This is a genomic window from Candidatus Nitrotoga sp. BS (assembly GCF_927797785.1).
GTDB lineage: Bacteria > Pseudomonadota > Gammaproteobacteria > Burkholderiales > Gallionellaceae > Nitrotoga.
Map to the genome: position 1 here is coordinate 1 of NZ_CAKMLL010000023.1, position 15,029 is coordinate 15,029.

Below are 15,029 nucleotides of genomic sequence, written 5' to 3' on the forward strand. Positions count from 1 at the left end.
ACACCCGCTTCGGCCAAGTGCCCAATCATGGGCATATAGCCTTGCTCGCCCTTGTAGGCGTAGTGGGCAGCATCTTCATTGTTGCAGCAAGCTGGACAGTGCAGTGCCGTTCTTGAGGGTGCGCAGGTCTTCGAGCGAGCGTCCGCCACCCGTGAGCACCAGCACCAGCGGTTTGACGTAGAACGGTGCCATGTAGCCCCGCCCGCTGCCGGGCTTGGGCATCTCCTGTTCCAGCCATCGCGAAAAACCCATACCCTGAATAAATTCGCCGAACAAAGCCAGCCCGGCGTTCGCCGTCAGCATCTCGTTCGTCGCTTCCAGCTTGAACGGAAGCACCGTTTGTGCCAAAGTTCCCATCGCCCTGTCTCCTTTCGTCACCCGATAGGTGAGTGTCTTGATAACCGCAATCCTACCGGATCGCAAGCAAGGCGGGGCTTCCCTTTACTTCATTTTTTTGAATCGCGGGATTTGGGTCAAAGTGACTATATGGACAAAAAGCCTGCCTACGCCTTTTCAGACAATGGCTTGAACTTGCGCACGTCCATTTTCTGAAGTATTATCGGACATTAATTTACCTTGTTTACCTTTCCCTAGCCGCTGAAGTAATTATTATGTACGTCAAGCAAACTCCAAATTCGACGCCGGATGAACTCGCTTCCCAAGTGAAGATTGCTAACCATCTCGATTCTGAAGCTGATAGTCTCACTGCTGCTGTAACGCCAGGTTTGGCTCAAAGCGTCGAAGCCGTTCGAGACAAATTGCTTGCATCAGGTATTTCCGAAAAAGATGTAGCAGATTCCACTGCTTGGGCACGTCGGGCCAAGGAATAATATGCGCGTTGTTATCGATACCAATGTAATACTCTCTGCTTTATTATTCGCTAATGGGAATTTAGCGTGGTTGAAAAAGGCGTGGCAAGCAAAGACTATCCGCCCAGTAATCAGCAACGCAACAAAGGAGGATCTGTTCGACTCATTGAATTACCCCAAATTCAATCTGTCAATCGCGGAGCAGGATCTTTTGCTGGAAGATTTCTTCCCATACTGTGAAGAAGCTTCCGTATCAAACTGGATGCCATCACATGGCGTATTTAGTCAAGTATTTTTGGCATTGGCGCACAAAGCCAAGGTAAGCGCACTGGTGAGTGTTGAAAAAGATTTACTCGCATTGCGAGGAAGCTTCATCCCACCCATCCTCACCGTTGAGGAGTTGCGCAAACGTTTGCAAGAAGAACGTCTCGCATAACTACTCCGTTCAATTTCCTCTAAAAACTAGACAACTTGCCCTAATTTGCGGCAAACTGCGTTCATGAAAACCATTCTGGTCCTACATGGTCCCAATCTGAACTTGCTCGGCAGCCGCGAGCCAAGCGTATACGGCCATGTTACTTTAGACGAAATTAACAACAATTTGCAGCAGTTGGTGCATATGCAGGGCGAAAGTCTGTTGTATTTTCAAAGTAACTCTGAATCCGCTTTAGTGGATCGCGTACACTTGGCACGCCAGGACGGCACCGATTTTATTGTCATTAACCCCGCTGCTTTCACGCATACCAGTGTGGCTTTACGCGATGCACTGACGGCGGTGGCTATCCCATTTATTGAAGTCCATCTTTCAAATGTGTTTTCACGCGAACTGTTTCGCAAAGAATCGTACTTCTCTGATATCGCTATTGGCGTTATCAGTGGCTTGGGTGCAACCGGTTATGAACTCGCAGTGCAATACGCGCTGCAATATTCTGTTAGGAGCTAATCATGGATTTACGTAAACTCAAAACCTTGATCGAACTGGTTGAAAACTCCGGTATTGCCGAGCTGGAAATTAGTGAAGGTGAAGAGCGTGTGCGTATTGTCCGTTCTGGTGGTGCTGCGGCGCAGCATATTTATGCTGCGCCGCAGCACATGACCACGCATAGTCCTCAACTTGTTGATGTGCCTGTTGAACCAGCCAAACCCGTAACACCAGATGGTCACGTAGTGAAATCGCCGATGGTCGGCAGTTTCTATCGTAGCCCTTCCCCTGGCGCCTCACCCTTTGTGGAAGTAGGCCAGAGCGTGAGTGTGGGTGAGACCCTCTGCATCATTGAAGCAATGAAGCTGCTCAACGAAATCGAAGCTGATCAAAGCGGTATCATTAGTGCGATTCTGGTTGAGAGCGGCCAGCCAGTAGAATATGGCCAACCTCTTTTTATCATCAATTAAATAATGTTTGAAAAAATTCTCATCGCAAATCGAGGCGAGATTGCCTTAAGAGTTCAGCGAGCTTGTCGTGAGATGGGCATTAAATCCGTAGTAGTGCATTCCGAAGCTGACGCAGATGCCAAGTATGTCAAACTGGCCGATGAGTCGGTGTGCATCGGCCCGGCTTCTTCGCTACAAAGCTATCTGCACATCCCATCCATTATTAGCGCAGCGGAAGTTACAGATGCACAAGCCATCCACCCTGGCTACGGTTTTTTATCTGAGAATGCTGACTTTGCCGAGCGTGTGGAAAAAAGCGGGTTTGTATTCATTGGTCCGCGCCCAGAAACCATTCGTTTAATGGGCGACAAAGTCTCTGCCAAAAATGCAATGAAAAAAGCAGGTATTCCCTGTGTGCCGGGCGTGGATGGCGCACTGCCGGACAATCCAGCCGAAATCACAAAGATTGCACGTAGTATCGGTTACCCAGTCATTATAAAGGCTGCCGGGGGCGGGGGAGGACGCGGCATGCGCGTGGTACATACCGAAGCGGCGTTGCTCAATGCCGTAACTATGACGCGTAACGAGGCGCAGGCTGCGTTCAATAATCCAGTGGTTTATATGGAAAAGTTCTTGCAGAATCCGCGCCACATCGAATTTCAAGTGCTGGCAGATTCTTATGGTAATGCGGTATATTTAGGTGAGCGCGACTGCTCAATGCAACGCCGCCACCAGAAAATCCTTGAAGAAGCGCCAGCACCTCTGCTCAACATTCGTCTTCGTAATAAAATTGGTGAACGTTGTGCAGCTGCTTGCCGCAAAATTGGCTATCGCGGCGCGGGCACTTTCGAGTTTCTCTATGAGAACGATGAATTTTTCTTCATTGAAATGAATACTCGCGTACAGGTAGAGCATCCGGTCAGTGAAATGGTTTCTGGCATTGATATCGTACAACAGCAAATTCGTATCGCTGCCGGTGAAAAACTCAATTTCAAACAGAATGATATTGCCCTCAAAGGTCATGCCATCGAGTGTCGTATCAATGCCGAACACCCCTACAAGTTCACGCCCTCGGCCGGCCGCATTACTACTTGGCATACTCCTGGTGGCCCTGGTATCCGCGTGGATTCGCATGTGTACGCCAATTACTTCGTGCCGCCGTATTATGATTCCATGATCGGCAAGATTATTGCATATGGTGACAACCGCCAACAGGCGATAGCCCGTATGCGTACTGCCTTATCGGAAATGGTGGTAGAAGGTATAGAGACTAACATTCCGCTACATCAGGAACTGATGTTAGACGCCGCTTTTTTGCGAGGTGGCACCAGCATCCACTATCTGGAACACAAGCTAGCCGAACGCCTCAAGGTAAAATAACATGGCATGGCTTACGCTGACGATCACTGCATCCGCATCCCAAGCGGAGATGCTGAGTGAGGCTCTGCTGGTTCTCGGCGCGCTATCCGTAGACATTCATGATGCTGATGCTGACACCCAAAATGAGCACGCCATGTTTGGCGAACCGGGCGAACCCGCCCCCCATTTATGGTCACACAACCGCGTTACGGCTCTGTTTGTCGAAGATACGCCGATAGACGCAATCATGCAGGAAGCGGCACACGCCATCGGACTGGAACAGCCGCCAACCTATGCCACCGCGACCTTGGAGGACAACGACTGGGTGCGCCTGACCCAGTCGCAGTTTAATCCCATTCGCATTTCGCAGCGCTTATGGATCGTGCCCACTTGGCACACCCCGTCCAATCCCTGTGCCATCAATATTACGCTTGATCCCGGCCTGGCTTTTGGTACCGGTAGCCACCCCACTACCCGTTTGTGCTTGCGCTGGCTGGATCTTAATTTGCGGGGGGGTGAATCTGTATTGGATTATGGCTGCGGTTCGGGCATCCTTGCCATCGCTGCGCTCAAACTTGGCGCTGCCCGCGCCACTGGCGTGGACGTGGATGCACAAGCCGTGCAAGCCAGCCGCGATAATGCAACGGCTAATCAAGTTGACGCGCAGTTCCACCAGCCAAATGCCGCACTGAAACAACAAGCTGATATTGTAGTAGCCAATATTCTTACCAATCCTCTTAAAGTACTCGCTCCGTTGCTGGCAGGCTCAACTCGGCAAGGCGGCCAAATTGTGTTATCCGGTGTACTCAGCGAACAGGCCGAAGACGTTATGAACGTCTATGGTCAGTGGTTTGACTTCAGGCCACCGGTTATGGAAGAAGGTTGGACATGCCTATCTGGAGTGAAGCGTTGAGCGCAGTCACCCAATGCCCAGAGTGTGGTACCCGCTTTAAGGTTAGCCAAACTCAGCTGGACATGTATCAGGGCATGGTGCGTTGCGGACGTTGCCAGGCGATATTCAATGCCTCAAAACATTTGCATAATAACGAACCCAGCCCGCAACTTGCCCTAACCCTTGACCAGGAAGAAATGCAGCAAGTGCCTGTCGAAAGCCCCACAGAACATCTCCCTGCAACCCACAATACATATGATTTCAGCCAACTTGCTACAGCCAGTAAAGAAGAAACACTGGAAACCGCCCCCCCAGTCATCCAAAAGAATGTTCACTGGTCCTGGGTGGTGGTCACATTACTTTTGTTCATAGTGTTTCTGGCACAGACTACGTATTTTTTCCGTGTCGAACTCGCCGCGCACCTGCCGGGCATAAAGTTTGCACTCACGTCCTATTGCAAGCTACTCAATTGCGATATCCCGCTGCCGAAAAAAATTGACCAGCTGAGCATCGAATCTTCTGACCTGGAATCCGATCCCAAACTTCCAAGCGTCATCACTCTCAATGCCAGCTTGCGAAACCGTGCTCCATTTGCTCAAACATACCCCAATTTTGAACTTACACTCACCAACTCTATGAATGAGGCACTGGCACGTCGCATCTTCCTCCCAACAGAATATCTCAAACCCAACGAGAATGATAAACAAGGACTACTACCCAACCATGAGGTTGGCATCAAACTACATCTTGACACTGCCGATATTAAACCAACTGGGTATCGCTTGTTTTTGTATTATCCTTAAACTGTCAAGTCTCGCTTGTTTATCAACCGTGGATTCAACAAGTAAATCTGGTTTTTTTGTGTACTATTATTTATTGATTGAACTGGCGTCAGATGATTCAAAGCGCGCTGCGGGGTATGATGGCTATTAGATATTGGCGAATTCAAGTTCGAGTGCAGCACGGGATTCGACTGCGCGGAAACTGAACATCCACTCTTGGAACCCACGAAAATCACTTGGGCTAATTGTCCCGCATAGCTGTCTACGTTGGCCTCTTTATAACTTCAAGTCGGCATCATGCTGCTTTTTTGTACTTTAAACCGTCTATACGTGTTTAATGTTGTGGCTTAGCTAAAAGCGAATTCGGGTAGCCTGCTTACGCGGAAATCCGCATGTTCGTGATACCATTCCCACAATTTTTCGCACAGAAAGCATCAAGTTGAGGAAACGTTTAGGAGAATGGCTAGTTGAGCAGGGGAAGCTGAATACGCTCGAGCTGGAGCGTGCCCTGGATTTACAGAAAGATGAAGTCAGTGAACATGAACGTATCGGCACGCTGCTATTAAAGCAAGGGATAGTTACCGCCCGTGATGTGGCAGAGGCATTGGCGGCACAGCTTGGGCTCACACTAGTGGAGCCGACTGACTATCCCCAAATGCCCTTACTTGAAGAGTGTGTATCGGTGCGTTTCCTCAAAGAGTCTAAAGCATTGCCGCTACATGAAGATGAACACGAGCTGGTGCTGGCGCTAGTGGATCCGCTTGATCAGTACGTCATCAATGCTTTTGGCTTGCTAACGCATCGTTCAGTCCGTGTTCGTGTGGCAGTGCAGCAGGATATGGAAAGCGCTTTCGAGCGTCTTTATGGTGGTGCCAAGACGTCGATGGGGGAGATAGTCGGCGACATTGAAACCCTCGAGGAAGAAGGTGCGAGCGACGATGTGCAACATCTTAAGGATCTTGCCAGCGAGGCGCCGGTTATTCGCCTGGTTAACTTGATTATTGGCCATGCGGTGGAGGCGCGCGCATCTGATGTTCACATCGAACCATTCGAAAACCGCCTAATCGTGCGTTACCGAGTAGACGGGGTGATGCACGAAGTAGAGTCGCCGCCGCGACGCTTGTCTGCGGCTGTCATATCGCGTATTAAAATCATGGCAAGCTTGGATATTGCGGAACGACGTCTGCCGCAAGATGGCCGCATAAAATTGCGAATTCAAAATAAGGAAATCGATTTGCGTGTTTCCACTGTGCCTACCATGCATGGTGAAAGCGTGGTAATGCGGATACTCGACAAAAGTGGTACTACCCTAAATTTTGCCTCGCTTGGGTTTGATGATGACTTGCTCAAATCATTCATAGATGTATTGCAGCAACCCCATGGAATTATTTTGGCCACCGGCCCTACAGGTAGCGGCAAAACCACCACGCTCTACACAGCATTGCAAACGTTGAACAAATCGGATGTGAAGATACTCACTGTGGAAGACCCAGTCGAATATCAGATGGAAGGCGTAAACCAGATTCAGGTCAGAGCACAGATCGGCCTTACTTTTGCCAATGCCCTTCGCTCCATTGTGCGCCAAGATCCAGACGTTATCATGATCGGTGAAATCCGCGATTTGGAAACCGCGCAGATTGCTGTGCAGGCAGCGCTTACCGGCCACTTGGTGCTGTCCACCTTGCACACCAATGATGCCGCCAGCACGATTAACCGTCTGCTCGATATGGGCATGGACGATTATCTTCTAACTTCCACTGTTATTGGCATTCTGGCGCAGCGCTTGGTGCGCACATTGTGCGAACAATGTCGTCAATTGCGAACAGTGCTGCCAGAAGTAGTTGATGAAATGGAGTTGCATCGCTTTACCACAGCGCGTCCGATTGAACTTTATCATGCGGTTGGCTGTCCAACATGCGGTCACACTGGCTATATTGGTCGAGTAAGCATTGTGGAAATACTTACCATGAGCGATGGTATTCGCAGTTTGGTGATGCAGCATGCAACTGCTGGAGAAATACGCAAACTGGCAATCGATCAGGGCATGCGAACTATGTTTGATAACGGCTTGCGCAAAGTAATGGCAGGGATCACTACCATTGAGGAAGTATTGCGCGTGACGCGGGAGAGCTGATTTGCCGGTGTTTCAATACAACGCGGTTAGTGCAGACGGTGAAGCGCTGGAAGGCGAAATGGAAGCCCGCACTAATGAAGCGGTAGTAGATCGTTTGCAGGCGATGGGATATATCCCGATTCAGGTTGAACTGGCGCAGCTGGAACAGTCTGCAGGAAACGTTTCATTTGGATGGTTACGCTCCAGTCGAGTCAGTCAGGCAGAAATTGGCGTCTTCACCAGTGAAATAGCAACATTATTACATGCCGGATTACCACTTGATCGCGCATTGGAAATTCTGGTCGAGCTATCCGAAAACACTAAAGTACGTAACCTGTTGACACAAGTGCGTGACGACGTGCGCGGTGGGGCTCCGCTTTCCGCCGCGATGGAAGCTCAGAAAGGCGTGTTCTCCCGTTTCTACCTCAATATGGTGCGTGCTGGTGAAGCGGGAGGTTCACTTGGTCCGGTACTGTCGCGTATCACTGAGTTTATGGAACGCGCCAAAGCACTTAAGCAAACTGTTACATCTGCATTGGTTTATCCCGCAATACTGATGGTGGTGGCGGTCAGTTCTGTAATGATGTTGCTGATGTTCGTTGTGCCGCAGTTTTCCTTGATGTTTGAGCAATCTGGTAAAACCCTACCACTGCCAACGCAAATCGTTATTGCTGCGGGTGACTTTCTACGCCATGACTGGTGGATGCTATTAATTGGTGCATTAGCAATTTATGTGCTGCTGCAACAGCAAATGCGCAACCCTAGTAGTCGTTACCGATGGGATGGCATTTTTTTGCGCCTGCCGCTCGTAGGTGATCTGGTGACAAAGATTGAAGTAGCCCGCTTTAGTCGCAGCCTCGGCACTTTGTTAGGTAACGGAGTGACTTTATTAAACGCACTTTTTATTATAAAAGAAACCTTGAGTAATAGCGTCATGGCTGAGGGACTCGATAGTGTGGCGAATCAGCTTAAGCAAGGTTTGGGATTGGGTAGGCCAATGATGGAAACGGGTTTGTTTCCCAAGCTTGCGGTTCATATGGTCGTAGTTGGCGAAGAAACGGGCCAGCTTGAAGAAATGCTGTTGCGTGTAGCAGATGTGTATGACAATGAGGTACAAACTACGGTCAAGCGCATGTTAAGTCTAATGGAGCCAGTACTGATTTTGGGGTTGGGGCTGTTGATTGGCGGTATCATTATGTCAATTCTGCTTGCCATCCTAAGTGTCAACGACTTGGCGATGTAACCAGAACTGAGAGTCCGACTGCAAAAAGGCGCTCAGTCTAATTGAATCCCATCATAAGCGATGATGGATTCAGGCAGCATGGATAACATAGGGAAATAGAAATGGTATATTTTTGGAGAGAGACATTATGAAGAGGATGAATCAGGTACTGCGGGAGACAGGGTTTACCTTGCTCGAGTTGCTAGTGGTGCTGGTAATTTTGGGTCTGCTGGCTGGCTTGGTAGGGCCAAAGGTAATGGACTATCTTGGAACATCAAAAAGCAAAACGGGTAAACTGCAAATTGAGCAATTTGGTCAGAGCTTGGAATTGTTCAGGCTGGAAGTCGGGCGCTATCCAAATTCACAGGAAAGTTTGTCGGCGTTGGTCGTGGCTCCAACTGGTGCGACCGGTTGGAACGGTCCTTACATTAAGGGAGCGAAGACCGTGCCAAAAGATCCATGGGGCAACGATTACCATTACGCTTCGCCGGGGCAGCACAATAAAGATTATGATATCAGCTCACTTGGTCTTGATAACCGTGAAGGCGGCGAGGGCGAGAATAAGGATATCAATAATTGGGGCGAATAAAATCGCGTGTCAGCGCCGGTTTTACCCTGCTTGAATTACTGGTAGTGCTGATGTTGATGGTGATGGTATATGCCATGGCGGTACCGATGATCTCTGCCGGCTTGCCCGGCACCGAACTTAAAGGCGCGGCGCGCCAACTGGCGGCTGGTTTACGTCAAGCGCGCAGCCTGGCAGTCACACGAAAAGTAGAATCGACATTGACACTGGATGTTGAAAAGCGGAATTTCAAGGTGAGTGGTGACCAGCGCCGATATGTCTTGCCAGCAAAGTTGGATATCAGCCTGTTTACAGCACAATCCGAGATGTTGCCCGACAGGGTCGGCGCAATTCGTTTTTACCCGGATGGAAGCTCCACTGGCGGTCGTATCACGGTAACATCGGGTGTCCGTAAATACGAAATTAATGTCGACTGGCTGACCGGCCAAGTCAATGTTCTCAATTAAGGGCTGTATGTGAACCTGGCATTTCTGAATTTTGGCTGTATTCAATGCAAGCGTTAGTTCATATGAAATTGCATAAGTATTAAGACTCGAAATAATGTTCAGATTATTCGCTGACAATCCCCTTGGTTATGCATAAATTCAATCGTGGCTTCTCTTTACTTGAAGTGTTGGTGGCATTTGTAATTCTGGCAATGATATTGGGCGTATTAATGCAGATTTTTTCTGGCGGATTGCGTAATGCCAGTCGAGTTAATGAAAATCAGCAAGCAATTTTGCTGGGTCAAAGCAAGTTAGCATCGGTTGGCATCGAGACGCCAATGAAAATAAGTGAGAGCGATGGCGAATTTGATGCCGTATACCGTTGGCATGTCAGCATTCGACCCTATTTGGAGACGCCGGCACAGACTAGCGAGCAGACTGGAATGCCCGTACCGATTTTGCCCGTCTCTCTATTAGAAGTAGAAGTACAGGTGCTATGGGGTGGTGGTAACCAGTCGCGCTCGGCCAGTCTTAAAACGCTTCGATTGGTGAATGCGGTGGCACTGTGATCCTGAATAAACACAGGCTTGCTGGCTTTACCTTGCTGGAGCTGCTAATCGCTATGTCTTTGCTTGGACTGATACTGGCCTTGTTGTTTGGTGGCATGCGTCTAGGCGCACGCAGCTGGGATGCGGGCGAAATGCACGCAGAAAATTCGACGCATTTGGCTTTACTGCAAGGTTTTTTGCGTCGTGAATTAAGCCAGGTCACTCCATTTCACTGGAAAAAAAAAGCAGATATGAATCTGGCATTTATCGGTGAGCCAGATAATATCAAGATGGTGGCTCCGATTGCTGTGCGATTAGGTGCGGGCGGCCTGTTTCTGATTAGTTTGGAGTTGGCGCAGGATAATGATTTTGGCCAACTGGTAATGAAGCGTGCCATCCCAGTGGCAGACAGCGTTGACTTTACCGCGTTGGAAAATGTCGAAAAAATCGTGTTGGCGGAGCATGTTCAGGAAGTAAGCTTCGCCTATTTTGGTGCCGAAACTAAAGATGCCGAACCGCAATGGCAAGATCAGTGGGGAAACAAAGATAGTCAGCAGCATTTACCCTATCTGATCCGTGTTCGGGTCAAGTTTAGTAATGGTCGTGTTTGGCCGGATTTAGTGGTAGCACCGGTAATCGGTTCTGATACTGGCTGTGTGTGGGACAGCTCTATCAGTAGATGCGTGAGTGGGTGAAGGCCGTGACCAACAAAAAATATCAACATGGTATTGCCTTGGTGTTAGTGCTGTGGGCAACCACATTATTGACGGTGATTGCTGCCAGCTTTGCTTACAGCATGCGTACGGATATTCTGCTGGCGCAGAACCTGGCAGCATCAGCACGGGCTCAAGCGGTAGCTGATGCTGGCATGCAGCGTGCGCTCTATGAAATGTTCAAACCAATCGGCGATCTGCAGCGCTGGGAAGGCGATGGCGTGCCGCACCAGTGGGAATTCGGAGGAGGCAAACTCAATATTATGCTTCTGGATGTGTCCGGAAAAATTGATCTCAACAGCGCTTCAGACGATTTGCTGAAGGGATTGTTAAAAAGTGTCGGACTTAACGATGAAGAAAGCAACATCCTGCTGGACGCTATTGTGGATTGGCGCGACGACGATGATTTGCCGCATCCCAAAGGCGCCGAGGTTGCGGAATACAAAGCTGCCGGGTTGAAATACCGCCCGGCCAATGCACCGTTTGAAACTGTTAATGAATTGCAGCGGGTATTGGGCATGACACCGGATTTGTTCGCTAATCTGGCAGATGCACTAACTGTAGATTCACATCAGGCTGGAATAAATGCAGCCATTGCACCGAAAAAAGTTTTGCTAGCGCTACCCGGCGCTAATGCAGAGCTGGTTGACGCCTATCTTGAAGCGCGTCAGGAAGCCTTGCTCAAAAAATTACAGCCACCGCCGTTTGCGCCAGCAGCCGCTGCTGTGGCGGGTGCAGACGGTTCCGTGTATAGTGTTCGTGCCGAAGCGGCACTGCCAGATGGCACAGTGTTTATACGTGAAACCGTAGTAAAAATTGATCAAGGCGCCGTTCGTAAATTCGTATTTTTTTCCTGGAAGGAAGGGGAAGCGACTCCCAAGCCGTTCGTTGAGGAACAAGCAACTATTAACTAAAAATTGCGCGCGATTAATCCCCCTACTATTTTTACGGGAGTGATAAATGAGAGCGATGGTCGCAGATTCCCATCAAAATTGAGGACTGTTCAAACATTCCAATATGGAATATTTGAACAGTCCTCATCTAGCCATGCATCCTAAAGATACTTAAGTTCAGACTAGAAATACATGGTGGCACTCTATGCCGAATTTATCGTTATAGAAAGATTTTGCGCAATCGTTATATTGCAGGCTACAAAATTCAGATGAAGTGTCCCGATGGGCGCATAATTTTTATTTTTCGGTTCTATGTAACTCGTAGAGGGTAAGCACTTCGATAAGTGCAAGATGCACGAAAAGAAGTAGTTAGCTTAAAATCTATTTATCTTGAGCTAATCGAAGAATAGATTGCTAATTTAAAGATAAATAAAATACTTTTAGTGTACATTCACTACTGTGACAGCGGTAGCAATACACCGCTCATACCGACATCTTGAAAGGCAAATCGCGCCAATTCCATGCCGGAGAATGCGAGGGTTAGACCTCAACGCGCAGTTCAGTGGCACTTGGTTACAGATAGTGAGTCACGCGGAAAGATGCCTTGCCGGCCGAGATGCACATCATGGGCTGGAGCCGCAAGAATTAAAGAAGCAATGATGTGCGGCAACTGAGCGGAAGTTCATCGCCTGAAAAAAGGTAAATCCGCTCACCCTTCGACAGGCCTAGGACAAACGGATTTTTTTGCGAGAGGTATGTTTCTTTTGCGGGAGATTTAAAGTTGATTACCCACTCTATTTAACATAGAGCCATTTTTTGATATGTATAAAGCTTTGGTAGAACTTAACGATAATGAACATATCTACTAACAATCTTTTGGATGCATCGTTACGTATACATTTATTCATGGCTATGCCTTAGAATAACCAGACGCTGATAAGGACTGAGCAAATTATAAAAATCATTGATTGTCATGCGCTTCATCTGTTGATCAGGCAGGGCTCATTACGCTTATACCTCTCTTCGCCAGAATGAGAGGCCTCTCACATGTGTACTTCGGTTTTAGATGACAAATAAAATTCAGGCTGCGCGGCAACCGCGCTTTACTTTTGACAAAAATTCCACGCTTGGGCACTTTTGGCATTGGTGGTCGGGTGAACTCATTGCGCTCGTGCCTCAATGGATGCGGCAATCCAGTGCAAACGCCGCAAATGGATTGCTTATAGAAGTTAAGCCTCAAACCGTCATATTACAGCGCTGGCTGCAAGGCAGCTTGACCGAACAGGGTCGAGTCGATAGGCAATCTGACGACCTTGATACCCAAGGCAATACTTTTCAGACACTTTTTAGCAAGCTGCATAAACGCGATGAGCAGGTTGCCTTGTGGCTCACGGATACTCAATGCCTCGTCAAACAGATCGAACTACCTCTGGCAGCAGCCAAAAATCTGCGCCAAGTGCTAGGTTTCGAAATGGATCGCCATACCCCTTTCAAAGTTGAACAGGTTTATTTCGATTTTCGGGTGTTGCGTGTGGATAACCAAAACAACCGGCTTGTCGTCAAGCTGGTGGTTGTACCACGCTCAGCGATAGATAGCTCACTGAACCTGCTAGAGCGTTGGGGTGCGCCAGTCAATGCTGCATATGTAGCCGGTATTGCCGCGCCGGACGGCGATGCTATCAACCTGATGCCCGTCGAGCGAAAAATTGCGCAGCCTTCCAAGCTGCGCGGAATCAACCTCGGTCTATTGCTGCTAACGCTGATTCTGGCATTGGCCGCCATAATCATCCCTATCTGGCAGAAGCGACAAGCCGTGATTGCACTGCTGCCGATAGTTGACCGCGCCAATCAGCAAGCGAGAGAAGCCGACGCGTTACGGCGCGAACAGGAGAGGCTAGCCGCAGAGTACAATTTCATGCTGAAAAAAAAGCAGGAAGCTCCTCCGCTGGTGGTAGTGCTGGACGAGTTGTCGCGTCTGTTGCCGGACGACACTTGGGTCCAACAATTCAATCTTAAAGGCACAGAATTGCAAATTCAGGGGGAAACCGGTTCCTCGTCGAGATTGATCGCTTTATTTGAGAATGCCGAATTATTGCATGACGCCAACTTTCGCTCGCCGCTAACCAAGGGGCATATGCCAAACAGAGAACGTTTCCATCTGGCAGCAGAAATTAAGGCCGTTCCGATCACAGCAATCATTGCGCCAGCGCCCGAACAAGCTACACTGCAACCACCATCGCCTGCGGTCGAATCTGAACTAGGCACGCCCGATAACGCCGTTAGTATGTCAGAGCAATCCATATCCGAATCTAACAAGCTTGAAGCGGAGAAATTTAATTCGCCATTGCCGCTTCGAGTGCCAGACCTCAAGCCATCGCAACCGGCTTCGAACACGTCGATTAAACAGCCAATGAAAGCGGCGCCTTATCCAAAGGCTAAACCCTGATGCGTGCCCTCAGCAAAAATCAAAATCGTAGCCTAGCCATAGGGCTGTTAATCTTATGCCTAACGATTGGCGTTTTGTTGCTATTCATTCCAGTTAACATGTTGCATCGCCATTACGATCAGTCGTTGGATAGCATGGTCGATTACTTGGGGCGTTACCGGCACATTATCGCAACCCAGGGCGAAATCCAGTTGGCACTCGATCACGTGAAGGAAAAAAAAGGCCGCCAGCATTTCCTCAGAAACACTGGCGCCGCATTGGCAGCCTCGGAAATTCAGGCAACCGTAAAAAATACGATCGGGGCCAATGGTGGTAAGCTGGTCAGCATGCAAGTGGTGCCATTTAAAGATGACGGTGGTTATCGACGTGTTACTGTGAACATCCAATTTATCAGCAACATGTCCGCGCTGAGAAAAATTCTTTATGCCGTAGAAACAGTGCAGCCTTATCTGCTGCTTGATAATATCAGCATACGCTCGCAGGCAAATACATCGAGCAAGGATACGCCTGTGACAGAGCCCGAACTCCAAGCGCAGCTTGACGTATCTGGCTACGCATTGGTAGCGGATAAACAATGAAGTTACCATTCGAACCTCGCCATTTCACGACCATATTATGGTTGGCGTTAATCTTGTTGCTGACCTGGACGATTGGCACCGAACTGGGTTGGGGTAACCGTGTCAATATGTCTCTGCCGCAACCAAAACCGCAAAAAATTAGGCCCGCAGTTATGCCATTACAGCCGGAGTTTGCTTTACTGTCACTGGATAAATCCTATACGGAGATATTGGCGCGGCCATTATTTGCTCCAACCCGCCGCCCCCTGCCGCCCAAAATCGTGCCGCGCCAGCATTCGCCATCGTCCCGTCC

The 15,029-nt window shown here is 49.0% G+C and carries 18 protein-coding genes; 17 read left to right on the top strand and 1 reads right to left on the bottom strand.

Going from position 1 to position 15,029, the window contains the following annotated elements:
• Nucleotides 1-75 precede the first annotated feature (75 nt).
• Nucleotides 76-357: a hypothetical protein gene (locus tag MJ769_RS01175; protein ID WP_239234017.1), complete on the bottom strand. Its 282-nt coding sequence runs from the start codon at nt 355-357 to the stop codon at nt 76-78.
• Between the two features lie 254 nt (nt 358-611).
• Here MJ769_RS01175 and MJ769_RS01180 point away from each other — a divergent pair, with 254 nt between their 5' ends.
• The 17 genes from MJ769_RS01180 to MJ769_RS01260 form a co-directional block, all read left to right on the top strand.
• Nucleotides 612-830 (top strand): AbrB/MazE/SpoVT family DNA-binding domain-containing protein, encoded by a 219-nt coding sequence (locus MJ769_RS01180; protein WP_239234018.1) that lies wholly within the window; start codon nt 612-614, stop codon nt 828-830.
• Between the two features lies 1 nt (nt 831).
• A complete protein-coding gene (locus MJ769_RS01185; RefSeq protein ID WP_239234019.1) occupies nt 832-1,245 on the top strand; it encodes a putative toxin-antitoxin system toxin component, PIN family in 414 nt (137 codons plus the stop codon).
• A 63-nt stretch (nt 1,246-1,308) separates the two neighbouring features.
• Complete coding sequence (aroQ, locus tag MJ769_RS01190; RefSeq protein ID WP_239234020.1) at nt 1,309-1,752, top strand: type II 3-dehydroquinate dehydratase; 444 nt, start codon at nt 1,309-1,311, stop codon at nt 1,750-1,752.
• Between the two features lie 2 nt (nt 1,753-1,754).
• Entirely contained in the window at nt 1,755-2,201 is a 447-nt protein-coding gene (accB, locus tag MJ769_RS01195) for an acetyl-CoA carboxylase biotin carboxyl carrier protein (RefSeq protein WP_239234021.1), read from the top strand.
• 3 nt (nt 2,202-2,204) lie between these two features.
• Nucleotides 2,205-3,560 (top strand): acetyl-CoA carboxylase biotin carboxylase subunit, encoded by a 1,356-nt coding sequence (gene accC, locus MJ769_RS01200; protein ID WP_239234022.1) that lies wholly within the window; start codon nt 2,205-2,207, stop codon nt 3,558-3,560.
• A gap of 1 nt (nt 3,561) precedes the next feature.
• Nucleotides 3,562-4,452 (top strand): 50S ribosomal protein L11 methyltransferase, encoded by an 891-nt coding sequence (gene prmA, locus MJ769_RS01205; RefSeq protein ID WP_239234023.1) that lies wholly within the window; start codon nt 3,562-3,564, stop codon nt 4,450-4,452.
• Nucleotides 4,428-5,234, top strand: coding sequence for a zinc-ribbon and DUF3426 domain-containing protein (locus MJ769_RS01210; RefSeq protein ID WP_239234024.1), 807 nt, complete (start codon nt 4,428-4,430; stop codon nt 5,232-5,234). Before prmA ends, MJ769_RS01210 begins: the two co-directional genes overlap by 25 nt.
• A 418-nt stretch (nt 5,235-5,652) precedes the next feature.
• Nucleotides 5,653-7,347: a type II secretion system ATPase GspE gene (gspE, locus tag MJ769_RS01215; RefSeq protein ID WP_239234025.1), complete on the top strand. Its 1,695-nt coding sequence runs from the start codon at nt 5,653-5,655 to the stop codon at nt 7,345-7,347.
• A 7-nt stretch (nt 7,348-7,354) separates the two neighbouring features.
• Nucleotides 7,355-8,569 carry a type II secretion system F family protein gene (locus tag MJ769_RS01220; RefSeq protein WP_239234034.1) on the top strand — a complete coding sequence of 405 codons (1,215 nt, stop codon included), beginning with the start codon at nt 7,355-7,357 and terminating at the stop codon, nt 8,567-8,569.
• 127 nt (nt 8,570-8,696) lie between these two features.
• Nucleotides 8,697-9,137, top strand: coding sequence for a type II secretion system major pseudopilin GspG (gene gspG, locus MJ769_RS01225; protein WP_239234026.1), 441 nt, complete (start codon nt 8,697-8,699; stop codon nt 9,135-9,137).
• Nucleotides 9,125-9,580, top strand: coding sequence for a GspH/FimT family pseudopilin (locus MJ769_RS01230; protein ID WP_239234027.1), 456 nt, complete (start codon nt 9,125-9,127; stop codon nt 9,578-9,580). The genes gspG and MJ769_RS01230 overlap by 13 nt, the downstream gene beginning before the upstream one ends.
• 128 nt (nt 9,581-9,708) lie before the next feature.
• Nucleotides 9,709-10,128 (top strand): prepilin-type N-terminal cleavage/methylation domain-containing protein, encoded by a 420-nt coding sequence (locus tag MJ769_RS01235; protein ID WP_239234028.1) that lies wholly within the window; start codon nt 9,709-9,711, stop codon nt 10,126-10,128.
• A complete protein-coding gene (locus MJ769_RS01240) occupies nt 10,125-10,802 on the top strand; it encodes a prepilin-type N-terminal cleavage/methylation domain-containing protein (protein WP_239234029.1) in 678 nt (225 codons plus the stop codon). The genes MJ769_RS01235 and MJ769_RS01240 overlap by 4 nt, the downstream gene beginning before the upstream one ends.
• Before the next feature lie 5 nt (nt 10,803-10,807).
• Nucleotides 10,808-11,734: a type II secretion system minor pseudopilin gene (locus tag MJ769_RS01245; protein ID WP_239234030.1), complete on the top strand. Its 927-nt coding sequence runs from the start codon at nt 10,808-10,810 to the stop codon at nt 11,732-11,734.
• Nucleotides 11,735-12,779: 1,045 nt separating this feature from the next.
• On the top strand, nt 12,780-14,159 hold the full coding sequence (locus tag MJ769_RS01250; RefSeq protein WP_239234031.1) for a PilN domain-containing protein: 1,380 nt from the start codon (nt 12,780-12,782) through the stop codon (nt 14,157-14,159).
• Entirely contained in the window at nt 14,159-14,737 is a 579-nt protein-coding gene (gene gspM / locus MJ769_RS01255; protein ID WP_239234032.1) for a type II secretion system protein GspM, read from the top strand. The genes MJ769_RS01250 and gspM overlap by 1 nt, the downstream gene beginning before the upstream one ends.
• Nucleotides 14,734-15,029 (top strand): hypothetical protein (locus tag MJ769_RS01260; protein WP_239234033.1); only part of this gene is annotated, 296 nt, incomplete at its 3' end. The genes gspM and MJ769_RS01260, both read left to right, overlap by 4 nt.